Origin of the sequence: Streptomyces sp. NBC_00433 (assembly GCA_036015235.1) — a bacterium.
Classification (GTDB): Bacteria; Actinomycetota; Actinomycetes; order Streptomycetales; family Streptomycetaceae; genus Actinacidiphila.
This window is the reverse complement of sequence record CP107926.1, coordinates 3,305,821-3,331,063: the sequence shown is the minus strand read 5'-3', so window position 1 is coordinate 3,331,063 and position 25,243 is coordinate 3,305,821. Positions and strand designations below refer to the sequence as shown.

General features: G+C 73.1%; 23 protein-coding genes. 12 read left to right on the top strand and 11 right to left on the bottom strand.

Features of this window, described 5'->3' with window-relative positions; all coding sequences use genetic code 11:
• Positions 1-14: 14 nt before the first annotated feature.
• The 5 genes from OG900_13680 to OG900_13660 form a co-directional block, all read right to left on the bottom strand.
• On the bottom strand, positions 15-1,088 hold the full coding sequence (locus OG900_13680) for an ATP-binding protein (protein WUH91051.1): 1,074 nt from the start codon (positions 1,086-1,088) through the stop codon (positions 15-17).
• Complete coding sequence (locus OG900_13675) at positions 1,085-1,783, bottom strand: response regulator transcription factor (protein WUH91050.1); 699 nt, start codon at positions 1,781-1,783, stop codon at positions 1,085-1,087. Before OG900_13675 ends, OG900_13680 begins: the two co-directional genes overlap by 4 nt.
• An 86-nt stretch (positions 1,784-1,869) precedes the next feature.
• Positions 1,870-2,550 carry a spermidine synthase gene (locus OG900_13670; protein ID WUH91049.1) on the bottom strand — a complete coding sequence of 227 codons (681 nt, stop codon included), beginning with the start codon at positions 2,548-2,550 and terminating at the stop codon, positions 1,870-1,872.
• 276 nt (positions 2,551-2,826) lie between these two features.
• Positions 2,827-3,636, bottom strand: a complete 810-nt coding sequence (locus OG900_13665) for a nucleotidyltransferase domain-containing protein (GenBank protein WUH91048.1) — start codon at positions 3,634-3,636, stop codon at positions 2,827-2,829.
• Complete coding sequence (locus OG900_13660) at positions 3,633-4,415, bottom strand: GNAT family N-acetyltransferase (GenBank protein ID WUH95743.1); 783 nt, start codon at positions 4,413-4,415, stop codon at positions 3,633-3,635. The genes OG900_13665 and OG900_13660 overlap by 4 nt, the downstream gene beginning before the upstream one ends.
• A 226-nt stretch (positions 4,416-4,641) precedes the next feature.
• Between OG900_13660 and lon the strand changes: the two genes are divergently transcribed.
• The gene (lon, locus tag OG900_13655; GenBank protein ID WUH91047.1) at positions 4,642-7,068 is read left to right on the top strand and encodes an endopeptidase La; all 2,427 of its coding nucleotides are present in this window, start codon (positions 4,642-4,644) and stop codon (positions 7,066-7,068) included.
• Positions 7,069-7,155: 87 nt separating this feature from the next.
• Here lon and OG900_13650 read toward each other — a convergent pair whose 3' ends face one another.
• Positions 7,156-8,019 carry a lysozyme gene (locus OG900_13650; protein WUH91046.1) on the bottom strand — a complete coding sequence of 288 codons (864 nt, stop codon included), beginning with the start codon at positions 8,017-8,019 and terminating at the stop codon, positions 7,156-7,158.
• A 236-nt stretch (positions 8,020-8,255) separates the two neighbouring features.
• On the opposite strand from OG900_13650, the gene OG900_13645 reads away from it, so the two are divergent.
• Entirely contained in the window at positions 8,256-8,681 is a 426-nt protein-coding gene (locus OG900_13645) for a MarR family transcriptional regulator (GenBank protein WUH91045.1), read from the top strand.
• A gap of 41 nt (positions 8,682-8,722) precedes the next feature.
• Here the strand turns inward: OG900_13645 and OG900_13640 are convergent, their stop codons facing one another.
• On the bottom strand, positions 8,723-9,493 hold the full coding sequence (locus tag OG900_13640) for a hypothetical protein (GenBank protein ID WUH91044.1): 771 nt from the start codon (positions 9,491-9,493) through the stop codon (positions 8,723-8,725).
• 336 nt (positions 9,494-9,829) lie between these two features.
• Between OG900_13640 and OG900_13635 the strand changes: the two genes are divergently transcribed.
• Genes OG900_13635 through OG900_13615 form a run of 5 tightly spaced genes read left to right on the top strand, consistent with a single transcriptional unit; the run spans position 9,830 to position 15,180 of the window.
• Entirely contained in the window at positions 9,830-12,319 is a 2,490-nt protein-coding gene (locus tag OG900_13635) for a nitrate- and nitrite sensing domain-containing protein (protein ID WUH91043.1), read from the top strand.
• Positions 12,316-12,825 (top strand): roadblock/LC7 domain-containing protein, encoded by a 510-nt coding sequence (locus OG900_13630; GenBank protein WUH91042.1) that lies wholly within the window; start codon positions 12,316-12,318, stop codon positions 12,823-12,825. Before OG900_13635 ends, OG900_13630 begins: the two co-directional genes overlap by 4 nt.
• Positions 12,825-13,241: a DUF742 domain-containing protein gene (locus OG900_13625; GenBank protein WUH91041.1), complete on the top strand. Its 417-nt coding sequence runs from the start codon at positions 12,825-12,827 to the stop codon at positions 13,239-13,241. Before OG900_13630 ends, OG900_13625 begins: the two co-directional genes overlap by 1 nt.
• Positions 13,222-13,830, top strand: a complete 609-nt coding sequence (locus OG900_13620) for an ATP/GTP-binding protein (GenBank protein ID WUH91040.1) — start codon at positions 13,222-13,224, stop codon at positions 13,828-13,830. Before OG900_13625 ends, OG900_13620 begins: the two co-directional genes overlap by 20 nt.
• Before the next feature lie 51 nt (positions 13,831-13,881).
• The gene (locus OG900_13615) at positions 13,882-15,180 is read left to right on the top strand and encodes an FAD-binding oxidoreductase (GenBank protein ID WUH91039.1); all 1,299 of its coding nucleotides are present in this window, start codon (positions 13,882-13,884) and stop codon (positions 15,178-15,180) included.
• 7 nt (positions 15,181-15,187) lie between these two features.
• Here the strand turns inward: OG900_13615 and OG900_13610 are convergent, their stop codons facing one another.
• The gene (locus OG900_13610) at positions 15,188-16,438 is read right to left on the bottom strand and encodes an NlpC/P60 family protein (protein ID WUH91038.1); all 1,251 of its coding nucleotides are present in this window, start codon (positions 16,436-16,438) and stop codon (positions 15,188-15,190) included.
• Positions 16,439-16,723: 285 nt separating this feature from the next.
• Here OG900_13610 and OG900_13605 point away from each other — a divergent pair, with 285 nt between their 5' ends.
• Both OG900_13605 and OG900_13600 read left to right on the top strand, forming a co-directional pair.
• Positions 16,724-17,515 carry an SDR family oxidoreductase gene (locus OG900_13605; protein WUH91037.1) on the top strand — a complete coding sequence of 264 codons (792 nt, stop codon included), beginning with the start codon at positions 16,724-16,726 and terminating at the stop codon, positions 17,513-17,515.
• Between the two features lie 34 nt (positions 17,516-17,549).
• Positions 17,550-18,533, top strand: a complete 984-nt coding sequence (locus OG900_13600; GenBank protein WUH91036.1) for an RNA polymerase subunit sigma-70 — start codon at positions 17,550-17,552, stop codon at positions 18,531-18,533.
• Positions 18,534-18,624: 91 nt separating this feature from the next.
• On the opposite strand, the gene OG900_13595 is transcribed toward OG900_13600, so the two are convergent.
• Positions 18,625-20,256 (bottom strand): glycosyl hydrolase family 18 protein, encoded by a 1,632-nt coding sequence (locus OG900_13595; GenBank protein ID WUH91035.1) that lies wholly within the window; start codon positions 20,254-20,256, stop codon positions 18,625-18,627.
• Positions 20,257-20,354: 98 nt separating this feature from the next.
• Positions 20,355-20,594, bottom strand: a complete 240-nt coding sequence (locus OG900_13590) for a hypothetical protein (GenBank protein ID WUH91034.1) — start codon at positions 20,592-20,594, stop codon at positions 20,355-20,357.
• A 66-nt stretch (positions 20,595-20,660) separates the two neighbouring features.
• Here OG900_13590 and OG900_13585 point away from each other — a divergent pair, with 66 nt between their 5' ends.
• Positions 20,661-21,401 carry a TetR/AcrR family transcriptional regulator gene (locus tag OG900_13585; protein ID WUH91033.1) on the top strand — a complete coding sequence of 247 codons (741 nt, stop codon included), beginning with the start codon at positions 20,661-20,663 and terminating at the stop codon, positions 21,399-21,401.
• A gap of 227 nt (positions 21,402-21,628) precedes the next feature.
• On the opposite strand, the gene OG900_13580 is transcribed toward OG900_13585, so the two are convergent.
• Positions 21,629-22,522 (bottom strand): diiron oxygenase, encoded by an 894-nt coding sequence (locus OG900_13580; protein WUH91032.1) that lies wholly within the window; start codon positions 22,520-22,522, stop codon positions 21,629-21,631.
• A 281-nt stretch (positions 22,523-22,803) separates the two neighbouring features.
• Here OG900_13580 and OG900_13575 point away from each other — a divergent pair, with 281 nt between their 5' ends.
• Together OG900_13575 and OG900_13570 are read left to right on the top strand one after the other, a co-directional pair.
• Positions 22,804-23,916 (top strand): ferritin-like domain-containing protein, encoded by a 1,113-nt coding sequence (locus OG900_13575; protein ID WUH91031.1) that lies wholly within the window; start codon positions 22,804-22,806, stop codon positions 23,914-23,916.
• A gap of 17 nt (positions 23,917-23,933) precedes the next feature.
• Positions 23,934-25,109 carry a CapA family protein gene (locus tag OG900_13570; protein ID WUH91030.1) on the top strand — a complete coding sequence of 392 codons (1,176 nt, stop codon included), beginning with the start codon at positions 23,934-23,936 and terminating at the stop codon, positions 25,107-25,109.
• Positions 25,110-25,243 lie beyond the last annotated feature (134 nt).

Genomic DNA, 25,243 nt, shown 5'->3' with positions numbered 1-25,243 from the left:
ACCGGCACTTTGCGTCAAAGCGCGGCCGGGACGGCACCCGGAAGGGTGACGTGAATCCGGCAGCCCCGAGGAGATTCGGCCACCTCTATCCGTCCGCCGTGCAGATCCACCGCCCAGCGGGCGATCGCGAGACCCAGCCCCGTACCGCCGTCGCCGCCCGGATGGGAGCCGCGGTGGAAGCGCTCGAAGACCCGTACGCGGTCGGCCTCCGGGATGCCGGGGCCCTCGTCGACGACGTCGATCTCCAGGCTGCCGGGCGCCGTGCCGCCACGCGCCCGTACGGTCACCCGGCCGCCAGGGGGGCTGTGCTTGACGGCGTTGTCCACCAGGTTGGCCACCACCTGGTGCAGCCGCTCGCCGTCGGCGAAGGCCGTCAGCTCCAGCGGCGAGACGTCCAGGTGCAGCGGGACGTCGGCGCGCGCCCGGGACCGCGACCCGCCGCCGGAGCCCATGCCCAGGCTCGCCGTCTTCAGCACCGCCGACAGGTAGGGCCACACCTCGAACCGCTTGGCGTCGAGCCGCGCCGCCCCGCTGTCAAGACGCGACAGGTCGAGCAGCTGGCTGACCAGCTTGCCCAGCCGCTCGGTCTGCTGGAGCGCGATCCGCATCGTCTCGGGGTCGGCGGCCGACACCCCGTCCACCACGTTCTCCAGCACCGCGCGCAGCGCCGCGATCGGGGTCCGCAGCTCATGTGAGACGTTCGCCACCAGCTCCTTGCGGTGCCGGTCGGCGGCCGCCAGGTCGGCGGCCATCCGGTTGAAGGTCTCGGCCAGCTCGCCGACCTCGTCCCTGCGCACCCGCGCCACCCGGCGGCTGTAGTCGCCGCCCGCCATGGCCCTGGCGACCGCCGTCATCTCCCGCAGCGGCGCCGTCAGGCCGTTCGCCACGATCTGGGTGATCAGCAGCGACGCGATCGCCGAGAAGATGGTGATCACCCGCAGCTCGGTCGCCGAGTGGATCGCCAGGATCACCAGACCCGTGGTGATCAGCACCGACACCAGCACCAGCGCCTGCAGCGCGGCCTTGATCGACCGGTACGGATCCCACGGCCGCAGCGCCGCCCACACCCACCGCCAGATGCGCCTCACTTCGCGGGCATCTCCAGCGCGTACCCGACGCCGTGCACCGTACGGATACGGTCGGCGCCGATCTTCCGGCGCAGCGCCTTCACATGGCTGTCCACGGTCCTGGTGCCCGACGCGTCCGCCCAGTCCCACACCTCGGCCAGCAACTGCTCGCGGGAGAGCACCGCCCTGGGCTGCTGCGCCAGGCACACCAGCAGCTCGAACTCGGTCGGCGTCAGGTGCACGTCCGCGCCGCCGACCCTGACCCGCCGCTGGGCGTGGTCGATCTCCAGGTCGCCGAGGTGGATCGCGGCACCACGCGGGCTGTGCGCGGCCGTCGCGGCCCGCTCCACCCTGCGCAGCAGCACATGCACCCGGGCGGCCAGCTCCCGCATGGAGAAGGGCTTGGTCATGTAGTCGTCCGCGCCGACCCCGAGGCCGACCAGCATGTCGGTCTCGTCGTCCCTGGCGGTCAGCATCAGCACCGGCACCGGCCGGTCCGCCTGCACCCTGCGGCACACCTCAAGGCCGTCATAGCCGGGCAGCATGACGTCGAGGACCAGCAGGTCGGGCGACCACGAGTGCGCGGCCTCCACCGCCGCCGGGCCGTCGCCGGCGGTCCGTACCGCGAAGCCCTCGGCCTGCAGCCGCGCCGCGATGGCCTGAGTTATCGTCTGGTCGTCCTCGACCACCAGCACCCGGCGCTGAGCGCCCGTCATCTGCGTGCCGTCCAATTCCGCCCCACAAAATCGTCCTGGAATACCCGGCAGCGTACGGGGCGGGCCGCTGCCGTGACCATCACGCCTTACGACGCCCGGTGTGCCAGGTGCACGACATCCGGCACCCCGCGGATCACCGGGATCTCCAGGGTGTGCACCCGTTCGAACCCCGCGGACCGCAGTGCCGCCTCGAAAGCGGCCGACGGCTGCGCCGACCACACTGCGAGGACGCCGCCCGGCGTGAGCCGGTTCCGGCAGGCGTCGAGGCCGCTGGGACTGTAGAGACTGCCGTTGTTCTCGGTCACTGTCCAGTCCGGACCGTTGTCGATGTCCAGGCACAGCGCGTCGTACCCGGCGGTGCTCGTCCGCAGGTACGCCAGCAGGTCGTCCTCGACGAGCGTCACCCTCGGATCGTCCAGGGCGCCCGCGGAATACGCCCCCAGCGGCCCCTCGCGGTGCCACCCCACGACCGCGGCCTCCCGCTCCACGACCTCGATCCGCCCCCACGGCTGGGCCGCCGCCCGGGCCAGCGAGAATCCGATTCCCAGGCCGCCGAGCAGGACGCTGGGCGCGTCCCTTCCCAGCGCTTCCAGCGCTTCCAGCGCGGCGTCGACCAGGAGCCTTTCCGACCTGCCGTCGGAGGTGTCCATCAGGAAGCAGCCGTTGGCGATGATCTCGTACTCGCGTCGGCGTCTGCGGAGCACGATTTCCCCGGCAGGGCCGTTTTGCCGGTCCACCACGACCGGCGCGTCGTCTTGCGCGAACATCGCCCCATTTTAGGCCGCGGCCGCGCCCTGGCTCGTCGCGCCGCGTCCTGCCTGCGGCCCGGTGGGGGCTGGCCGCGCAGTTCCCCGCGCCCCTTTTGGCCTGCGCCCTCCGCCGACCTGCTGTTGCCCCTGGCAGGGGCTGGGCTCTGCCGCAGAGGGCACGCGTTTTTCAGGGGCGCGTGGGGGTCCCCCCAGGCGAAGCTCTGGGGGAGAACTGCGCGCGCAACCACGACGGACCGTCGTGTGGAGACCGGCAGCCACCGACCAAGGCGCGGGTCAGGACGCGGGGCGGGGAGTTTTCGGGCCGTGGACGGCGAGATAGGTGGCGGTCAGCCAAGGGGCGAGCTCGCCGAGGAGAAGGCTGAGAGCCGCCGGATCGGCGGTGGGAGTACGGGCCCAGACGGCGGCCCGTCGCATGTCCACCCCCCGGGAGGGGTAATAGGTCGCGAAAACCTCGGCCTGGAGGGCAAGTTCGCTGGTCCACCCACCCCACCGCGGCATGACCAGCGTGAAGCCGGTCCGTACGATCCGCCGGGCCGCGCCCCGGCACAGCGCCGAGCGCTCCGCCTCGGTACGTGCCGCGGCGGCCCGCTCGACCCACCGGGCCAGGGCGAGCCCGAGGTCCCCGTTGGTCTCCCGGGCGAGCAGCCCGTCCGGGACGTACCGCGGCAAGGCACCCGCCAGATCCTCACCCAGCAGCGGCGTGCAGAGGCACGCCACGAAGAATCCCAGGTCGAACCGCTCCAGCTCGCTGAGCAGCGTGCCGACGTCGGAGAGCAGCAGCCCGACGCCGTCGATGACGTCGAAGTCCGCGTCGAGGCCGGCTTCGACGCGGTCCGCGGTGGAGCGGTCGGCGGCGGTCGGCGGCTCCCGCAGCACGACCAGCAGATCGAGGTCGGACCGCCCGGCGCGAGCCGTACCGCGCGGGATGCTGCCGTAGACGTACGCGCTGTGCAGCCGCTCGGCGGGGAAGGCGGCGCGGATACGGTCCCGCGTCTCGTCCAGCAGCCGGGCGTAGGCGGCGGGGACCTTCGACAGCGCGCCCTCGCGGACGATCGTGCCGTCCGGGGCGAGTCCCGGCCTCATGCGGGGGGCGTCCATACGTAGGGCGTGGTCGTCGTGATGGCGCTGAAGCCGAGCCGCCGCAGGATGGGCGCGCTGTCGTCGGACGCGTCGACCTGGAGATAGGTGACACCGCGGTCGGCGGCGAGCCGGGCGCGGGCGGCGACGAGGGCGTGGTAAATACCGCGGCCGCGGTATCCGGCCAGGGTGGAGCCGCCCCACAGGCCGGCGAACTGCGTGCCGGGGCGGTGGACCAGCCAGGCGGCCGAGACGATCCCGCCGTCGGCCTCGGCGACGAGGACGGCGATCTGGTCGGGCGCCGCCTCGATCCTGGCGGCCAGGTCGTCGCCGAGCCAGCGCATGTCGATGCCCCAGACGGTGCTGAGCATCGCGCCGATGCCCCGCAGGTCCGCCGCGGCGGTGGCCTCCCGCAGGGTGACGCCGTCGGGGAGCGGCCGGCCCGCGGTGGCCTGGGCCAGTTCGGCGGCGCGGGCGACGAGCACGGTCTCGCGGTCCTCGGCGGCGAAGCCGGCCGCGCGCAGCCGCTCGGTCAGGTCGGCGGGCACGTCATGCCCGCGCACCTTCCACTCGACGGCCTCACCGCGCGCGGCGAAGTAGTCCCGCTGCCGGGCGATCAGCGCGTCCAGCTCGGCCCCCCGCACGCCGACATCCCGCGGCGCCGTCACGAGCCCCCGGAACTGCCCGACGACCCGCACGAGCCCCCCGTCCTCCTCATACCGCGTCCCCGCGGGCCGCACCGCCGGCACCCCGCGCATCTGCGCGTCATACGCGGCCAACAACATCACGTCGTCCTCACTCACCCTTCCGACGTTACGTCCCCCGGCAACCGGTTTTCCCGGCCCACGGCCAGGACGCCCGTGGGCGGGCCCGGTCGCCGGCGGTCGGCGGTCGGGGGCCGTCACGCGCGCCGCGGAGGTGATCGCTCAGAGCGAACACTCATCCGGGAACACCGGCGGAGCGCCTTGCATTGAGTCAGGTGTACTCAACTTGCTTGCACGAGGAGCGATCATGCCGATTGAGTCCATCCCCTCCAACCCGCTGACCCTGCCCGTGCTTCCGCTGGACGGGGAAGTCGTGCTGCCCGGCATGGTCGTGCCGCTCGACCTGTCGGATTCCGAGGTACGTGCCGCCGTGGAGGCCGCGCAGGCCGCGCATCCCGCCGGGAGTGGCGGGAAGCCGCGGGTGCTGCTGGTGCCGCGGATCGACGGGAAGTACGCCGCCGCCGGCACGCTCGGCACCGTGGAGCAGGTCGGGCGGCTGTCCGACGGCGACCCCGGGGCCGTGATCAAGGGGCGTACGCGGATCAGGATCGGCGCGGGCACCACCGGGCCCGGGGCCGCGCTGTGGGTCGAGGGCACCGTCATGGAGGAGCCCGCGGTCGCGGAGTCGCCCGGCGCGGTGGCCGAGCTGATGAAGGAGTACAAGGCGCTGGCCACCAGCTGGCTGCGCAAGCGCGGTGCCTGGCAGGTGGTGGACCGCGTCCAGCAGATCGACGACGTGAGCCTGCTCGCCGACAATTCCGGCTACAGCCCCTTCCTGAGCGCCGAGCAGCGCGTGGAGCTGCTGGAGACCGTGGACCCGGTGGCCCGGCTGAAGCTGGCCACGCAGTGGCTGCGCGACCACCTGGCCGAGCAGGACGTGGCCGACACGATCCGCAAGGACGTCCAGGAGGGCATGGAGAAGCAGCAGCGCGAGTTCCTGCTGCGCCAGCAGCTCGACGCGGTCCGCAAGGAGCTGTCCGAGCTGAACGGCGACCCGGAGGACGAGGCCGACGACTACCGCGCCCGCGTCGAGGCCGCCGACCTGCCCGAGAAGGTGCGCGAGGCGGCGCTGAAGGAGGTCGAGAAGCTGGAGCGGTCCTCCGACGCCTCACCCGAGGGCAGCTGGATCCGCACCTGGCTGGACACCGTCCTGGAACTGCCGTGGCAGACGACCACCGAGGACACCTACGACGTCGCCGGCGCCCGCGCGGTGCTGGACGCCGACCACTCCGGCCTCGACGACGTCAAGGAGCGCATCACCGAATACCTGGCGGTGCGCAAGCGCCGGGCCGACCGCGGCCTGGGCGTGGTGGGCGGCCGCCGCGGCGGCGCGGTGCTGGCGCTGGTCGGGCCGCCCGGCGTCGGGAAGACGTCGCTGGGCGAGTCCGTGGCGCGGGCGATGGGGCGCAAGTTCGTCCGGGTCGCGCTCGGCGGTGTGCGGGACGAGGCCGAGATCCGCGGCCACCGCAGGACGTATGTCGGCGCGCTGCCCGGCCGGGTCGTCCGGGCCATCAAGGAGGCCGGGTCGATGAACCCGGTGGTGCTGCTCGACGAGATCGACAAGGTCGGCTCCGACTACCGCGGCGACCCCGCCGCGGCCCTGCTCGAAGTCCTGGACCCGGCGCAGAACCACACCTTCCGCGACCACTACCTGGAAGTCGAGCTCGACCTGTCCGACGTGGTCTTCCTGGCCACGGCGAATGTCCTGGAGTCCATCCCCGAGCCGCTGCTCGACCGGATGGAGCTGGTCAGGCTGGACGGCTACACCGAGGACGAGAAGGTCGTCATCGCCCGCGACCACCTGCTGCCGCGCCAGCTGGAGCGGGCCGGCCTGGACACCGGCGAGGTGACCCTGGAGGAGGACGCGCTGCGCCGGCTGGCCGGCGAATACACCCGGGAGGCCGGGGTGCGGGCGCTGGAGCGTACGGTCGCGCGCATCCTGCGCAAGATCGCCGCGCGGCACGAGCTGGGCGACCAGAAGCTGCCCTTCGCCGTCGGCCCCGACGACCTGCGCGGCCTGATCGGCCGGCCGCACCATGTGCCGGAGTCCGCGCAGGACCCGGAGGAGCGGCGTACGGCGGTGCCCGGGGTCGCGACCGGGCTCGCGGTGACCGGCGCGGGCGGTGACGTCCTCTACATCGAGGCGTCGCTGGCCGACCCGGAGACCGGCGGGTCGGGGCTGCAGCTCACCGGGCAGCTGGGCGACGTGATGAAGGAGTCCGCGCAGATCGCGCTGTCCTTCCTGCGGTCGCGCGGCGCCGAGCTGGAGCTGCCGGTCGGCGACCTCAAGGAGCGGGGCGTGCACATCCACGTGCCGGCCGGGGCGGTGCCCAAGGACGGGCCGAGCGCCGGTGTCACGATGACGACCGCGCTGGCGTCGCTGCTGTCGGGGCGCCGGGTGCGCACCGACGTGGCGATGACCGGTGAGGTCTCGCTGACCGGGCGGGTGCTGCCGATCGGCGGGGTCAAGCAGAAGCTGCTGGCCGCGCACCGGGCCGGGATCACCACCGTGGTGATCCCCAAGCGGAACGAGGCGGACCTGGACGACGTCCCCGCCGAGATCCTGGACGCCCTCGACGTCCACCCGGTCGGCGACGTCCGCCAGGTGCTGGCGCTGGCCCTGGAGCCGGCCGAGGCCGACGCCGCCCTCCGCGAGGTAGCGGTGGCCGCCTGACGGTCGGTACGGTCCCGTGCCGTGGACGCCGAGCGGCCCCTCCCCCCGCGCCAGGGGGAAGGGGCCGCTCTTCGCTGTCGGCGGCGGTCAGCCGTTGGCGTAGGCCTTGACGCGGTCCAGCGCGCCGTTGAAGCGGTCCTGGTCACCGGGGAAGGTGCCGGAGTCGGCCCACTGCCAGAAGGTCTGGTAGCCCCAGTTGGCCGGGAGGGTGCCGACGGTGCCGGCGTAGCGGGCGACCCAGAGCGCGTTGCCGGCGCTGAAGGCGCCGCTGTTGCCCGTGCAGGTGCTCCACCAGCTGGTGGAGGTGTAGATCGTCGGGTAGCGGCCGGTCTTGGCGTGGTATTCGTTCGAGAACGACGTGATCCAGCTGACCATTCCGCCGGCCGTCTTGCCGTAGCAGGTGGCGCCGTAGGGGTTGTACTCCATGTCCAGCGCGCCGGGGAGCGTCTTGCCGTCCTTGGACCAGCCGCCGCCGTGCGCCACGAAGTAGTCGGCCTGCGCCGCGCCTGTCGACACGTCGGGCAGGGCGAAGTGGTAGGAGCCGCGGATCATGCCGACGTTGTATGAGCCGTTGTACTGCTGCGTGAAGTTGGGGTTGGTGTAGGAGGTGCCCTCGGTCGCCTTGACGTACGCGAACTTCGCGCCGTTGGACCAGGCACCCGCCCAGTTCACGTTGCCCTGGTAGCTGGAGACGTCCATCCCGGGGGTCTGGGTGACCGCCGCGGTGACGACCTTGGAGTCCCCGGGGGCGCTCCTGCCCTCGTGGATCTGGATCTGGGAGCCCAGCCAGTCGAGGTCGGGGTGGGTCATGTGACCGGAATTCGCCGCGTGCGCGGTGCCGGGTGCGGCGAGCGCCATCGCGAGCATCGTGACGAGAGAACCGGCCAGCAGCGCGAGCCTGGTCCGGACCGAGCCGTTGCCGTGCACGACGGAGATAGCTCCGTGGGACATGCGTGCCTCCAGGTGGGGGACTCGGCATGACCTTGGGATGGTCATGACATGGGGACGGTACGTGGGACGCTACGCGCGTGGAAAGAGGGTCCTGTAACCGCCGTTGGTCTACTCCTGCGAAATACTTGGCGTACTGCGGATACCACCGTGTGTGAAGACAACTTTCAGGCGTTGAAAGCGGGAATGCTGTGACCGACGCGCGCAATGCGGCAGATGCGGCAGGAGCTGACCCGTCGATGGACGCGCTGGAGCGGGAGCTGACGGTGCTTTTCCGCCGCGCCCGGGCGGCCTCCGGCGAGCTGGCCCGAGCGGTGCATCCGGAGCTGGAACCCGCGGCGTACGGACTCCTGGTCCGGCTCCAGGAGGTCGAGCCGGAGCGGGCCACCGACCTGGCGTCCTACTTCGGCGTCGGCAAGGCGACGATGAGCCGCCAGCTGCGGGCACTTGAGGTCCTCGGGCTGGTCACCCGGGAGCCCGATCCGGCGGACGGCCGCGCCTTCCTGATCCGCCTCACCCCCGACGGCCGCAACCGCTTCAACCACGTCCGCCACGCCCGCCGCGCGGCCTACCTCCGCCAGCTCTCCTCCTGGCCCCACCCCGACCTCGCGGACCTCGCCCGGCTCCTGCACAACCTGAACGAATCCACGGCGGAAATCCTGTGACCGGCGGTCACCCACCCGGGTGACCCGGCCCGGTGGGGACCCTAGAGCTCCACCAGGACGGCGGTCGCGTCGTCGAACGGCTTGCCCCGCGGCACCGCCGCCCCCGCCGGATCGGCCAGCTCCTGGTCGCGCACCCGGGTGAGGAGGGCCTCGGGCCCGGCCTTGCGCAGGAAGGCGAAGGTCGACGCCCAGTCGTCGGAGCCGAAGACCTCGACGCCCCGCGCGGCACCGTCCGTGAGGGCCGCGAAACCGCGAAGGGACGCGACCGGGGTGCGGCCGGTGACCGCCTTCGAGGCCACCGTGGGATCGGCGGCGGCGGTGAAGAAGCCGCCGGGCAGGTTCCGCAGCGGGCCGACCCGGGTGCCCGCCGCCCGCAGCCGGTCGATGCGGTCGTCGAGGACCGCGGTCACGGCCCCGCCCGCGCCCTCAAGGAGCAGCACGGAGTCGGAGAGCACGAGGTGCTCCACCTCGTCGGCACCCCAGCGCACCGCCACGACGGTGGCCTGCGGGGTCAGCGGGTGAGAAAGGTCACACGTGCCCCGGTGCGCCTCCGCCGTCGCGGCGATCGCGGCCGACAGGCAGTCGGCAAGGGTGATGTCCGGCCGCGAGACGGACAGTTCGAGCAGCGCCCCGCCCAGCCGCGAGGTGAACCAAGGCACCGAGTGGACGCAGTCCCCGTTGTCCGGCGGCGGTGTCACGCCGTCCAGCAGCACCAGTGACCCGCCGTGTCCCCCGGCGGGCAGCGCCACCGCCGCGAAGTCCTCGTTGGGCGCCCCCGGCATCCCGGGCGCCGTCGCCGTCTCGATACGCATGGACTCAGTGTGCGGCAGGCCCCGTTCGAACCGTTCGACCGGACGCTCGGTCGGCGCGGCTGTGGGCGGGCATCCTGCCAAACGCGGCGCGGCGGCGCCAGTGTGCCCCCGATCCGCCGAACCCCTGTCCGGTCTACTCGGCTTGTCCGGTGTGTCGCCAGTGCGATTCACTCGTTCGAGTGTCCGGAGGAGGGAGGGATGGCCCCCTTCCTGGCGGGACTGCAAGGGTCGTGTCAGCCCCTGCATATTCCTCGGGAATCCCCGCCGGCGATACGTGATTGCGAGCCAGAAGTGCGTGAACGACGTCAACCGCGTGAGCGTCGGGTCGGACAGCGCATGCTCGCCGCCCTCCTGGTGTGCGCGGCCGCGGTGGTGGCCGCCGCCGCACCCGGGGTCGCACTCGGCATAGGCGATCTGACGGCGGCGCAGGACCGGGCCGCCGCCGCGGCCCTGGACACCCGCACCACCGTCCTGGCGCACGACCTGGCCGACGAGCGGGACGACGTGGCCGCGCTGGTCGCCGCGGGCGCCAAGGCGCCGAAGCTGCCCGCCGCCGACGGCACCCGGACCGACCGGCAGCTGGCGGACGTCCTCGCGGCGGGACCGCCGGCCGAGCTGCGTACCGCGCTCGCCGCCCTGCCCGGCGTCCGCAAGGCGGCGCTCGCCGCGCGCGCGGACCGCGACGGGGTGCAGGCGGCCGTGACCGCGTATCAGCCGCTGATCGACGCGCTCGGGCGTGCCGGGGACGCGCCGGGCGCCGGCCCGCTCACCCGGCTGGCGGGCGCCGCCTCGGTGCAGCGCGGGCTGCTGGTGGGCGCGCTGACCCAGGGAGGGACGCAGCCGGCGCTGGTGGCCGCCGCGCAGGCGGCCAGGCTCCAGGAGCGCTCCGCGCTCGCCGACTTCCGCGGCACCGCGCCCGCCGACCTGCGCGACCGCTACGCCAGGACGGTCACCGGCGCCGACGTCGCCAAGGCCGACCAGGACACCGCCGCGCTCCTCGACGGGGCGGAACTGACCCGCACCGACCGCGCCCTGGGCGCCGCCGCGGTCAGGTCCGCGCTCACCGCCCGCATCGGCCTGCTCCGCAGCGTCGAGGCGTCCGCCGCCGCCGACCGGGCCGCGGCCGCCACCCACCACCGCGACCACACCGTCACCGTCCTCGAACTGCGGTGCGCACTGGCCGCGTTGTGCCTGCTGCTGCTCGTCGCGGTGCTGGTCGCCCTCTTCCGCAGCCTGACCCGCCCGCTGGCGGCCCTGCACCGCTGGTCGCGCTCCGACGCGCAGGGCGGCCAGGGCGTCGAGGTGATCGGCCAGGACGAATACGCAGCCGTCGCCCGCCGCGCCAACGCGCTGACCCACGAGGCGCAGGCACTGCGGGCCCGCGCCGCCGAGCTGGGCACCGAGCTGACCGCGCAGCGCGGCGCCACCCAGGGCACCAGGGGCGCGCTGGCCGGGGCCGTCGCCGAGAAGGACGCCCTGCGTCGCGCCCACGACGAGCTGGTCGCCCATGTCACCCAGCTGGACCGCGAGTTGAGCGCGGCGGCGGCCCGCAATGCCGCCCACATGACCCATGTCAGCCTCAGCCTGCGCACCTTGGGCCTGGTCGAGCGGCAACTGGCCCTGATCGAGGGCATGGAGGAGCAGGAGCAGGATCCCGACCGGCTCGCGACGCTCTTCCAGCTCGACCACCTCGCCACCCGCATGCGCCGCAACAGCGAGAATCTGCTGGTGCTGGGCGGCACCGAGCACAGCCACGGCGCCACCGCCCGCCCGGTCCCGCTGATCGACGTGGTGCGCGGCGCGATCTCCGAGGTCGAGCGCTACGAGCGGGTGCGCATCGAGGTGCTGCCCGGCGTCAGGGTCGCCGGCCGGGCGTCCGACGACGTGGCGCACCTGCTCGCCGAACTCCTCGACAATGCCACCGGCTTCTCCGCGCCGACCACCGAAGTCCTGCTGTCGGGGCAGCTGCTGGAGACCGGCGAGGTGGTCGTCGCGGTCGCGGACTCCGGTATCGGCGTGCCGGCGGAGCGGATCGACGAGCTGAACGCGCTGCTCGCCGACCCCGATCCGTCGCCGCCCGGCGCGGTCGCCGGCATGGGCCTCTACGTGGCCTCGCGGCTGGCCCGCAGGCACGGCGTCCGGGTGCGGCTGCACCCGCTGGGCAACGGCGGCACCCAGGCCGTGGTGGTGCTGCCCGGCCTGCTGGTGCCCCCGGTCGGGCCCGACGAGCCGCCGGTCACCCCGCTCGACCCGGCCGCCTTCACCGGCGGCGACCCGCGCCGCTATTCCGCGGCCGGACCCGTGCGCCTGCCGGCGCAGGCGACGGGCCCCGACGAGATCCACGGCTTCGCGCCGCCCGCCGACTCGGCGTCGGACCTGCCCGCCGATCTGCCGTCGGACCTGCCCGTGGCCCCGCCGTCCGACCCGCCGGCCGAACCGTCCCCGGCCCTGCCGTTCGTGCCCGCGCCCGCGTCGTTCGTGCCCGCGCCCATCCGCGCCATTCTCCTACCAGCGCCACTGCCCGCCGCGAGACTTGCGCCTTCCCCGGAACCCGGCCCCGCCGCCTACCCGATAGCCCGCCCCGCCGGCGGCAGCGCCGGGCAGGGGCTGCCGCAGCGGGTGCGCGGGGCCGCGGGCACCCGGCGGGCCGCGCCGCCCGTCGCGGCGCCGCCCGTGGACGCGGCCGAACTGCGGCGCAGGCTCGAAGGCTTGCAGCGCGGCCTGCGGGCGGGCCGGGCCGAGGCCGTACGCGAACGTGACGAGGCGCCCGCAGGGTCGCGGGAGCCGGCAGATCCGGCAGGAAACGTTGAGGAGGCGACCCGTTGAACGCGGTCGGCACGCATCCCGGGGCGCTCAGCCAAGAGGCCCGCGGATTCCAGTGGTTGCTGCACAATTTCGTGGCGGAGGTGCACGGCGTCCACTCGGTCGCCGTAGTCTCCTCCGACGGCCTGCTGCTGCTCGGTTCCGAACCTGACGACGGTTCCGACGGCAAGAGCGGGCAGAATATGACGGAGGCGCCCGCGCATCCGGGTCTGGCCGGCCAGAGCAGGATGGATCTCGCCGCGGTCGTGTCGGGCCTGGCCTCGCTCACCGTGGGCGCCGCCCGGCTGATGGACGGCGGACGGGTCAGGCAGACCACCGTGGCGATGGCGGACGGAGTGCTCGTGGTGATGTCGATCAGCGACGGGTCGCTGCTGGGCGTGCACGCGACCGCCGACTGCGACCTGAGCGTGATCGCGTATCACATGGCCCTGTTCGTGGGCCGCGCCGGACATGTACTGACCCCCGCGCTCCGCAGCGAGTTGCGCCAGGCCACCGGGAGAGCCGACTGATGTCGTCCATGTCCGCACTGCCCAGGCGCGGAGCGCCGCAGCGAGGTGCCGACCGCAGGACGGACCGGGTCCGTCCGTATTCGCTGACCGGCGGCCGGACGCGGGTCGGCCACGTGCTGCTGGTCGAGACCTTCGTGGCCACTGTGGAGGGCCCGGAGGAGCCTTACGCCCCCGCCAGGGGTGGTTGGGCGGAACGCGTGCTGCCCGAGAGGCGGGCGATCGTGGAGTTGTGCAGGAGAATGCGGTCGGTGGCCGAAATCTCCGCGCTGCTCAGGATGCCGCTCGGCGTCGTCCGGGTGCTGCTCAGCGATCTCGCCGACCAGGGAAGAATTCGTGTGTACGGCACCGGGCACGGGTCCGGCAGCCCCGACCGCGCGCTGCTCGAAAGGGTGCTCAGTGGACTTCGCAGGCTCTGACCGGCCGGACGGCCTGCAGGACTGGCAGAACGAGCGCGGCCGCGCGCCGGTCTCCACGAAGATCGTGGTGGCCGGCGGTTTCGGCGTGGGCAAGACCACCTTCGTGGGCGCGGTGTCCGAGATCACCCCGCTGACCACCGAGGCGGTGATGACCCAGGCCAGCGAGGCGCTCGACGACCTGGCCGCCACCCCCGACAAGGTCACCACCACGGTGGCCATGGACTTCGGCCGGATCACCCTGGAGAAGGACCTCGTCCTCTATGTCTTCGGCACACCGGGGCAGCAGCGCTTCTGGTTCATGTGGGACGACCTGGTGCGCGGTGCCATAGGCGCGGTCGTGCTCGCCGACACGCGCAGGCTCGCCGACTGCTTCCCCGCGCTCGACTACTTCGAGGGCACCGGCCTGCCCTACACGGTCGCGGTCAACCAGTTCGAGGGCACCGCCGCCTACACCGGCGAGGACGTACGCGAGGCGCTCGCGGTGCCCTCGCACATCCCGGTGCAGATCATCGACGCGCGGAAACGGTCCTCCGTGGTCGAGGCACTGCTCTCGCTCGTCACCCACGCGCTGGCCGAACAGCCCTTCTAGCCCGGCCGCTTGGGCCGACGACATCACCAGAGCCGAACGAAGCGGGGCGCCGTGCGCAAGATCCTCATCGTCGGAGCCGGGCAGGCCGGCCTCCAACTGGCCCTCGGCCTCCAGGCCCGCGACTACGACGTCACCGTGATGTCCAACCGCACCGCCGACGAGATACGCACCGGCCGGGTCACCTCCACCCAGTGCATGTTCGGCGCCGCCCTGGCCCACGAGCGGGCGGCCGGCCTGGACTTCTGGACGGACCTCGCGCCGCGCATAACCGGCCTCGGCATATCCGTCGCCGCGGCCCCCGCGGCCGGCTCCGCCGCCGGACCCGGGTCCGCGGCCGGACCCGGCTCCGCCGCCGGACCCCGGTCCGCCCGCGCCGTCGACTGGCTCGGCCGCCTGGACGCCCCCGCGCAGTCCGTCGACCAGCGGGTGAAGATGGCCGGCTGGCTGGAGACCTTCGCCGAGCGCGGCGGCAAGGTCGTCGTCCACGCCGCGACCGCCGCCGACCTCGACTACTTCTCGCTCGCCTACGACCTGGTCCTGGTCGCGGCGGGCAAGGGCGAGACCGTCTCGATGTTCCGCCCCGACGCGGCCCGCTCGCCGTACGGCACCCCGCGGCGCGCACTGGCCGTCGCCTACGTCCACGGCCTCCGCCCGCGCCCCGAGCACCCCGACGTCCACGCGGTCCGCTGCAACCTGGTCCCCGGCGTCGGCGAACTCATCGTCATCCCGGCCCTGACCACCTCGGGCCCCTGCGACATCCTCTTCTGGGAGGGCGTCCCCGGCGGCCCGGTCGACGCCTTCGAGTCCGTCAAGGACCCCGCGGACCACCTGCGCCTGACGCTGGACCTGATGCGCCGCTTCACCCCGTGGGAGTACGAGCGCGCGTCCGCGGTCGAGTTGACCGATCCCCACGCCACGCTCGTCGGCGGCTTCACCCCGACCGTACGCGAACCGGTCGCCGAACTCCCCGGCGGCGGGCTGGTGCTGGGCGTCGCGGACGTGGTCGTCGCCAACGACCCGCTCACCGGCCAGGGGTCCAACAACGCGGCCAAATGCGCGGCCGCCTACCTGGCGAGCATCGCCGGGCACGGCGAACTGCCCTTCGACCGCCCGTGGATGGAGACCGCCTTCGACCGCTTCTGGTCCGAGGCGGGCCCCTCCTCCCGCTGGACCAACGCGATGCTGGCGTCCCCGCAGCCCGACCACGTCCACGCCCTGCTGGCCGCCGCCGAGAGCCGCCCGCCGGTCGCCGACCGTATCGCCAACGGCTTCGACACCCCGGCCGGCTTCGACCCCTGGTTCTACGAGCCCGGAGCGGCAGCGGACTATCTGGCGGCCACCGCTCCCTAGGCGGGGTCTAGGGCTGGTCGGCCTGTGGCCGGGCCGTCTGCGGCTGGTCTTTCTGCTGCGGGATCGGGCGCGGCTGGTAGTCCGCGACCGGCTGGGCGCCCAGGTCGGGGCGGACCGCGCCGAGGATCGGGTTGGCGGCGATCGGGGAGACCTGCACCACCGTGCCGGTGTGCGGGGCCTGGACGACCAGGCCGTCGCCGATGTAAAGGGCCACGTGGGTCGCGCCGGGGAAGTAGACGACCAGGTCGCCGGGGCGCAGCAGCGACAGCGGCACGTGCGGCAGCCGCGCCCACTGCTCCTCCGCGGTGCGCGGGATCGGGATTCCGGCGTGCGACCAGGCCTGCGAGGTCAGGCCCGAGCAGTCGAAGGACCCGGGGCCCTCGGCGCCCCACACGTAGGGCTTGCCGAGCTGCTCGAAGGCGTAGCCGATGGCACGGTCGCCGGCCGCCGAGGGCGCGCGCTCGGCAGCGTCGGGGCCGAGCGCCTTGGAGTCCATGAATTCCTGCTGGGCCTTGTCCGCGCCCTGCTTCTCCAGCGCCTGCAGCTCGCTTATCTGCACCCCGCTGAGCCCGGCGAGCAGCGCCTCGACCTGCCGCAGATGCGTCTCGACCTGCGTCTTCTGCGCGGCCTGCCTGTTCTGCGCGACCTGGGCCGCGTCCAGTGCCCGCTGCGCCTGCGCGTTCAGCGCGGCCAGCCGCTGCTCGTCCGCGGTCAGGCCGGCCACGACGTCCTGCTGGTGCCCGACGGCACGCTGGGCGATGTGCAGACTCCCGAAGAAGTCCTGCGGCGTCTCGCCGCCCAGCATCGACAGATACGGGGACACCCCGCCGCTGCGGTACAGCTGCCTGGCCATCAGCCCGACCTGGTCCCGCCCGGCGACGACCTGCGACCGCTGCGCGGCGAGCCGCGTGTCCAGCGCCCGCGCCTTGACGCGCTGCTGGTCGGCGGTCTCCTTCGCCTTGTTGTACGACTCGGTGGCCGTCTCCGTCTGCTGGTAGAGGGTCTGGAGCTGGTGCAGCAGGTCGGGCAGCGAGGCCGGGTCCGCGGTCCCGGTGGGCGCGGGCACCGCGGCGGCCGGGCCGGTCGGGTCCGGGTCCTGCGGCGCGGGCGCGGTGGCCGAGGGCGACGGGATCGGCGGCTCGTACGGCCGCGCCGCGGCCCGCTGCGCGGCGGGCAGCGAGAGGGCGGCGGAGGCGAGCAGCGCCCCGCACACGACGGCGGCGCGAAGCCGGCTCCTGGTCGTCCTGGCCACCTGCATCCCGTTTGTCCTCCCTGTGACGATCACTCAAGATCGTGTCATAGGTTGTCATATCTTCGACAGCAGGAATGGGCAATTCCGCCCAAGTGGGTCACTCCGACGAGTGATCGTCTCCTCTTGCTTCTCCGCCCTTCCCCACCCGTTCACTGTCACACCGCCACCACAGAACCCCGAAGCACCGACGCACCGACGCACCGATGAGTTTCCGCGCCCCGTGTCGTTACACCGGCAACCGAGCAGCACGACCACAGCACGGCCACACGGAAACACCCACTGGAGGCGGACATGAGCAGCGGCATCCTCGAAGGCAAGACCGCGGTCATCTACGGCGGCGGCGGCAGCATCGGCGGCGCGGTGGCCGCGGAATTCGCGCGGCAGGGCGCCAGGGTCTTCGTGACCGGGCGCACCCGGGCGAGCCTGGACGCCGTGGCCGAGGCGGTCACGGCCGCGGGCGGCCAGGCCGAGGCCGCGGTGGTCGACGCCCTGGACCAGGCGGCCGTCGAGGCGCACCTGGACCACGTCGTGGCGACCGCGGGGGCCGTCGACGTGTCGTTCAACCTCGCCAGCCGCGGCGACGTCCAGGGCGTCCCGCTGACCGCGATGCCCGCGGCCGACCTGCTGCGCGCCGTCGACAACGGCCTGCTCACCGCCCTGCACACGGCGGGCGGGGCGGCCCGCCGGATGGCGGTCAGGGGCTCGGGGGTGATCCTGCACCTCAACAGCGGCTCCGGCGCCGGCGCGATGCCCGGCATGGGCAGTACGGGTCCGGCCGACGCCGCCACCGAGGCCTTCATGCGCTACCTTGCCGCGGAGAACGGCCCGCAGGGCGTCAGGGTCTGCGGCATCTGGACCGCGGGCGTCGCCGAGACGCTGACCAAGGAGAAGCTGGCCGCGGTCGCCGGCGACCATGCCCCCGACCCGCAGACCGCGCTCGACGGCATCGCCGCCATGTCGGTGCTGCGCCGCAACGTCCGGCTCGCGGACGTCGCGTCCACCGCCGCCTTCCTGGCCTCGGACGGCGCGGCGGGGATGACCGGCGGCATGGTCAACGTGTCCTCCGGACTCGTTCTGCGGTAGACGACGGCACGACGAGCACACAGGAGGCGACACCATGACCCCCGCGACCCGGCAGGCCGATCCGGTGACCGACGACGACAGCGGATTCGCCGGGCGCGCCGAGCGCCACCGGCGCGAACTGCACGTCCACTGCTACCGGATGCTCGCCTCGTACGACGAGGCCGAGGACGCCGTCCAGGAGGCGCTGCTGCGGGCCTGGAAGGCCCGCGACACCCTCACCGACGACGCCGGGCTGCGGCCCTGGCTCTACAAGATCGCCACCAACGTCTGCCTCGACCTGCTGCGGCGCAGCTCGCGCCGGCTGACCACGGTGGCGTCCTTCGCCGAGGTGCCCTGGCTCCAGCCCTACCCCGACGGGCAGTTGGACGAGGTCGCCCCGGTCGCGGAGTCGCCGGACGCGGTCGTGGTCGACCGGGAGACCATCGAACTGGCCTTCCTGGCCGCGCTCCAGGTGCTCCCGCCGCGCCAGCGGGCCGCCTTCGTGGCGCGCGACGTGCTCGGCTGGCCCGCGGGGGAGTCGGCCGAGCTGCTGGGGACGAGCGTGGCGGCCGCCAACAGCGCGCTGCAGAGGGCCAGGGCCGCCATGCGGCTCCAACTGCCGTCCCGGCGCGGCGACTGGACCGCGGGGGAGACCAGCGCGGTCGAACGCGACCTGCTCGACCGCTTCATAGCCGCCCACGAGAGCGGTGACGCGGCGGCCGCGATAGCGATCTCGGCGCAGGACCTGCGCGTCACGATGCCGCCCTTCCCGATGTGCTACGACGGCCGCGACGCCATCGCCCCGCTGCTGGCCCAGGCCTTCGGCCCCGAACTGGGCGGCGACTGGCGCCTGGTGCCGACCCGCGCCAACCGCATGCCCACGGCGGCCAGCTACCTGCGCCGTCCGGGCGACACCGCCTACCGCGCCTTCAAATTCGACGTCCTGCGGATCACCGGCGACACGATCGCCGAGATCACCACCTTCGGCCCCGACCTCTTCCCGTCGTTCGGCCTGCCCTTGGTGCTGCCGGACGCCTAGCGGCCGCACCCCGCCGCGGACACGCGAGCGTACGGCCCGGTCACCGCCCTCGGGACCGAGCCGTACGCGTCTGCGGGGTGCTGCCCGGGGGTCAGCCGAAGTAGTGGTGGAAGTTGCTGCTGAACTCCCAGCCGCCGAAGCGGTCCCAGTTGACCGACCAGGTCATCAGGCCGCGCAGGGCGGGCCATTGGCCGTGGGTGGTGTAGCCGCCGCAGCTGGTCCTCTTCGTCAGGCAGTCGAGGGCCTGGTCGACGGTGGCGGGGGCGGTGTAGCCGTTGCCGGCGGTGGTGGTCGCGGGCAGGCCGATGGCCACCTGGGAGGGGGACAGGGCGGGGAACATGTGGGCGGTGTTGCCCGCCACCGGGAAGCCGGTGAGGAGCATGTCGGTCATCGCGATGTGGAAGTCCGCGCCGCCCATGGTGTGGTACTGGTTGTCCAGGCCCATGATCGGGCCCGAGTTGTAGTCCTGGACGTGCAGCAGCGTCAGGTCGCCGCGCATCGCGTAGATCACCGGCAGGTAGGCGCCCGCCCGCGGGTCCTGGCCGCCGAAGGGGCCCGAGCCGTAGAACTGGTAGCCGAGCTGCACGAAGAAGGTCTCCGGCGCCATCGTCAGCACGAAGCCGCTGCCGTAGCGGGACTTGAGGGTCTTCAGCGCCGAGACCAGGTTGACGATCACCGGGGTCGTGGGGTTCTTGAAGTCGGTGTCACCGGTGTTCAGCGACAGCGAGTGGCCCTCGAAGTCGATGTCGATGCCGTTCAGGCCCCAGGTGTCGATGATGCCGCTCACCGAGGAGACGAAGGCGTCCCGCGCGGCGGTGGTGGTCAGCTGCACCTCGCCGTTGGCGCCGCCGATGGAGAGCAGCACCTTCTTGCCCTTGGCCTGCTTGGCCTTGATCGCGGCCTTGAAGTCGGCGTCCGACTCGACCGAGGGGCACTCGGCGACCGGGCACCGGTTGAAGTGGATGCTGCCCGAGGTCGGCGAGCCGGTCTCGCCGAAGGCCAGGTCGATGACGTCCCAGCTGTCGGGGACGTCGGCGAGGCGGGTGTAGCCGGAGCCGTTGGCGAAGGTCTCGTGCAGGTAGCCGACCAGGGCGTGGGCCGGCAGTCCGCCGGACGGCGGCGGCGACGACGTCGGGGGAGTGGTCGGCGGGGTGGTGGGCGGCGTCGTGGGAGGTGTCGTCGGCGGGGTCGTGGGGGGTGTGGTGGTGCCGCCCCCCGGGCCCTGGAGCGAGATGTCGTCGGCCAGGTAGGCGGGCTGCCCGTACCAGCCGTGGACGTAGACCGCCGCGCTGGTCTGGCCCGCGGCGGTGGTGAACGACACGCTCAGCGGGGCGTATCCGCTGCCGGTGCCGGGTGTCCAGGTGCTGGTGCCGCCGTCCACGCCGATGTAGACGTAGCTGCCCTTGACCTGCGCGGTCAGCGTGTATGTGGTGTTGGGCGCGACGCTCACGGTCTGCTTGCACTGGCCGGTGGCGGAGGAGGACGGCACGCCCTGGAGTGCGTAGGTCCCGCTGTGCGCCTGCCCGCTGACGGCGGTGGCGCCCGCGTCGCAGCTCCAGCCGCTCAGATTCCCGCTCTCGAAGCCGCCGTTGGCCAGGAATTCCCCGGCGCTCGCGGTCGGGGCGAGGGCGACGAGGCCGCCGACGGCCACGGCGCCGGCGAGGGCCGCGGAGGCGGCGGCGAGCGATCTTCTGCGGCTTCTCCTGCGGGGCGTGGCGAGCATGGCGGCTGCTCCTTCTGTGGGGGGCGGGGCGCTCACCGCGCAGCAAACAGGTTTAGACCAATCGTGTCAATGGTCCGGACCAAAGTCCCGCCGCCGCGTCAGCCGCGCTTCGACCAGGGCCACTTCGGCCCCGCCGGGGGCTTCCCGTCCGGCGCGTAGACGAACACCCACGGGGTGCGGTTCTTGCCGCGCTCCCCGTGCGCCCGGTGGTAGACGTACGTCAGCTCCCCGGCCGGCACGGTGTACGCCTTGGGCGGCTGGCCCGTCATCCCCACGATGACCTCGATGCTCCGCCCGTCGAGCGGGCCCCCGACGAATTCGCACTCCTCATGCCTCACCGGGCCACTTTCCCACGCGCTCGCGCGCGGCGCCGCCCTGCGCGGGGGGCGCCGTACCCTGGGGCCATGGGCAGTGCGGCGCCGGCCTACCGCCGGATGAGTGTGGAGGAGCGCCGCGCGCAGCTGTTGAGGTCCGCGGTGGACCTCTTCGGGCACCGCAGGCCGGAGGACGTGTCGATCGACGACGTCGCCGCGGCCGCGGGCGTGTCGAGGCCGCTGGTCTACCGCTACTTCCCCGGGGGCAAGCAGCAGCTCTACGAGGCCGCGGTGCACGGCGCGGCCGAGGAGCTGATCGGGCGGTTCGCGGTGCCGTCGGAGGGCCCGCCCACCGGGCGGCTTGCGGCGGCGCTCGACCGCTACCTGGCCTACGTGGACGAGCACGCGCCGGCCTACGCCGCGCTGCTGGGCGGTGGCGGCGTCGCCGAGACCAGCCGCACCGGCGCGATCGTGGACGGCGTACGCCGCCGCGCCGGCGAGCAGGTGCTGCACCACCTCGGTGTGACCGAGCCGGGGCCGCGGCTGGCGATGATGGTGCGGTCCTGGATCGCCTCGGTCGAGGCGGTCTCGCTGATCTGGATCGACGAGGGCCGCCGCCCGCCGGTGGAGGAGCTGCGGGACTGGCTGGTCGACCACTTCATCGGGCTGCTGCTGGTGACCGCGACCACCGACCCGGAGGCGGCGGAGGCCGCGGCCCGCGCGCTCCCGCAGGAGACCCGCGACAGCCCGGCGGGCGCCCTGCTGGCCCGCCTGGCCCCGCTGGCGCCGGCTGCGGCGCACCTGCTCGCCTCCGGCGAGGTGGCCCCGTAGGCGGGTGCCCCGTGCGGTGCGCTGCCTGTCCGCGGCCGCCGTTGTGGCCGGCCGCGCGGTTCTCCCCCAGAGCTTCGCCTGGGGGTACCCCCACACGCTCCTTCGGCCCGCGTCCTCCGCCGCCAGGCGCCGGTCCCTGCCAGGCCCCGCCAGCCAGACGGGATTTGCCAGACAGGCCCGAGGGGCCCGGTCCTCGCGCGGAGGGGCACACGCCGTCAGGCGGCTGTTCAGGCGACCAGGCCGGAGGCCCGCCACATGCGCTTGCTCGGGCCGCGTATCAGCCCGATCTCGTCGAAGAAGTCCATGAGCCGTTTCGCGGACTGCCGCATCACGTCCTGCCGGTGCGGGCTGGCCGCCGCCAGGTGCGCGGCGTACCGCGGGTCGAGGCCGACGGACGCGTAGACCCGCGGGCTGATCAGGGAGCGGGCGATGACGCGGGCGGCCTGGGCCGAGGACAGGCGGGTGAGCTCGATCTCCCAGCGCGGCGCGGTGGCCATCTGGCGGCGCAGTTCCTCGCGGGCGTAGCGGATGTGGCGGGCCTCCTCCACGACGTGGATGCGGGTGATGCCCCGCACCAGCGGCTGGATCCGCTCGTCGGGGAAGGTCAGCCGCTGCATCCAGTCGAGGATCTCCTCGGCCAGCAGGGTGCCGGTGAAGGAGCCGGGGGTCGTGGACACCGTCTTGAGGACCCGGCCGAGCCGCACGTCGAGCCGCGAGGGCCGGTAGGCGGGTGTCCCCATCTTCGTGACCGCGCGGGCGAACATCTTCGAGTGGCGGCACTCGTCGGCGATCTCGGTGAGGGCGTAGCGGACATGGCCGCTGGTGGGGTCGAGGTCGTAGGTGTGGCGGAGCAGCAGCTGCATCAGGATCGTCTCGAACCAGACGCCGATCGAGCACAGGGACGCGGCCTCGTGGCGGCTCAGCGCGATGCGCTGCTCCTCGGACATGCGGGTCCACAGCGGGGTGTCGTAGAGCGAGACCAGCTCGGGGGGCCAGAACCACCGGCCGTCCTCGAAGGGCGCGTCCCAGTCCAGCTCGGTGTCGGGGTCGAAGGAGTGTTTCGCGGACGCCGCGAGGAGGCGTTCCGCGGTCTTCTCGCGGTCGGTCAGTGTGGCGTCCATGCCGAACGGGCCTCCGGTGCACGAGGGTTACCTGCGGTACGGGTCTTATGAGACTCTGTGTCAACAAGGCCGTCAAGACCCCGCGCACGATCCGGCCGGGGTCGGCAACCGCAGTGAACGAGCCAAAGGGCGCGCCGGTGTCGAAAGGGATGGGGGTACCTCCCGGGCGAAGCTCTGGGGGAGCGCGGAGGTCCTGAGGAACGAAGGACCGAGCACGATCGACCGTCGACACCGGATCGAAAGCGCCCGGAGGCGAGTGAGCGAAAGAAGAGGAGCCATCGATGTCGACGCAGGGCCGCTACACCGCACCGCCCGCCGAGTGGACCTGGCAGGTGCCCGCGCACGGCTCGGCCCGCTTCACCTGGGAGTACGACGACGGCCGCGACCGGCTGCTGGCGCTCTACCAGAAGGGCAAGGACAAGCAGTGGGACGCGGTCCGCCGGATCGACTGGGACCTGGAGGTCGACCCGTACGACCCGCTGGGCACCCCGGACGAGGCGATGTCGCTCTACGGCACCCGCTACTGGGACGCGATGTCGGACCGGGACCGCGGGCTGCTGCGGCAGCACTACACCTCCTGGCAGTTCAGCCAGTTCCTGCACGGCGAGCAGGGCGCCATGGTGTGCGCGGCCCGCATCGTGGAGTCGGTGCCCGACCTGGACGCGAAGTTCTACTCCGCCACCCAGACCATGGACGAGGCCCGGCACGCCGAAATCTACGGCCGCTTCCTGCACGAGAAGATCGGCATGCTCTACCCGATCAACGACAACCTCCAGGCGCTGCTCGGCGACACCTTGCGCGACTCACGCTGGGACATGCCCTACCTCGGCATGCAGGTGCTCATCGAGGGCCTGGCGCTGGCCGCCTTCGGCATGATCCGCGACACCACGAACAAGCCGCTGCCCAAGCAGATCCTGGCCTACGTCATGCAGGACGAGGCCCGCCACGTGGCCTTCGGGCGGATGGCGCTGCGCGACTACTACCAGCAGCTCACCGACGCCGAGCTGCGCGAGCGCGAGGAGTTCGTGATCGAGGGCTGCTACCTGATGCGGGACCGGCTGCGGGGCGTGGAAGTGCTGGAGAACTTCGGCATCCCCGCGGCGGAGGCGGCCGAGCTGACCGAGAAGTCGGAATTCCTGCACCTGTTCAGGAAGCTGCTCTTCTCCCGGATCGTGCCGTGCGTGAAGGACATCGGGCTGTGGGGGCCGCGGCTCCAGCAGGCGTACGTCGACCTGGGGGTCTTCGACCTCGGCGACTCCGACCTGGACCTGCTGATGACCGAGGACGAGGAGATCGCGGAGCGGCTGGACGCCGAGCGCTTCGCCGCCGAGGAGGACGCGCGGGTCGCGGAGGTCAGGGAAACCATCGACCGGGGCGCCGACAGCGCCACATAGGATCGTACGCTTGTCCGATGACGGACACCGGACCGATATCGCGGCGCGCGCAACGCCGGGCCAAGGCGCGTCGCCGCCGCCGAAGAAACGCGGCAGTCGGCGCGTCCGTCCTGCTCATCGCCGCCCTGGCGACCGGCTGGGCGGTCTACGGCCGCGGCGGCAGCCCCGCCGACGCCGCCGCCCACCAGGCCGCGGACCCGGCGACGGCCCCGGCGGCGACGCCCACCGCGAAGTCCGCCACCAAGGCGCCCGCGGAACCCGCGGGCACCGTCACCCTCGCCTTCGCCGGCGACGTCCACTTCACCGAGCGCACCGCGAACCGGCTCGGCGTGGACCCCGCGCTCGGCCCGATGTCCACCGCCCTGTCCGCCGCCGACTTCGCGATGGTCAACCTGGAGAGCGCGATCACCTCCCGCGGCACCGCGCAGCCGAAGAAATACCACTTCCGCACCACCCCGGCCGCGCTCGGCGCGCTCCAGCGCTCGGGCATCGACGCGGTGACGATGGCCAACAACCACGCCGTCGACTACGGCGCCCAGGGCTTGCAGGACAGCCTCGCCGCCCAGGCGTCCTCGCCCATCCCGGTGCTCGGCATCGGCGCCGACGAGGCCGCCGCCTACCGGCCCTACGTGACCACGATCAACGGCGTACGCCTCGCGGTGGTCGCCGCGAGCCAGGTCCAGGACTACACCAACCAGACCTTCAGGGCCGGCCCCGACCGCCCCGGCATCGCCTCCGCGCTGGACCGGCCGCGGCTGCTCCAGGCCGTGCGGGACGCGAAGCGGCGGGCCGACGTGGTCGTGGTCTACCTGCACTGGGGCACCGAGGGGCAGAACTGCCCGGGACCCGAGCAGAAGTCGATCGCCGCCGACCTCTCGCAGGCCGGCGCCACCGCGGTCGTCGGCACCCACGCCCATGTGATGCTCGGCTCCGGCATGCTCGGGCCGACCTATGTCGCCTACGGCTTCGGCAACTTCCTCTGGTACGGCTCCTCGCCCTACCCGCACTCCGACCAGACCGGGGTGACCACCCTGACCGTCACCAAGGGCAAGGTCGCCAAGGCGGTCTTCACCCCCGCCCTGGTCGACGGCAACGGGGTGCCGCAGCCGCAGACCGGCGGCGCGGCCACCGCCGTCACCGACCGGTACGCGCAACTGCGCGGCTGTACCGGCCTGGCGACCGCTCCGCACTGATACGTCCTGATCGTGTAACGACCCCCTGGCGGCGGGACGGTGGCGGAACCGTACCCTGGGCGACCGCATCTATCCGTGCGCAGGCCGCACCGGACGCGGATCTGCGGGAACGGGACGGGCGACGACGTGGGCGG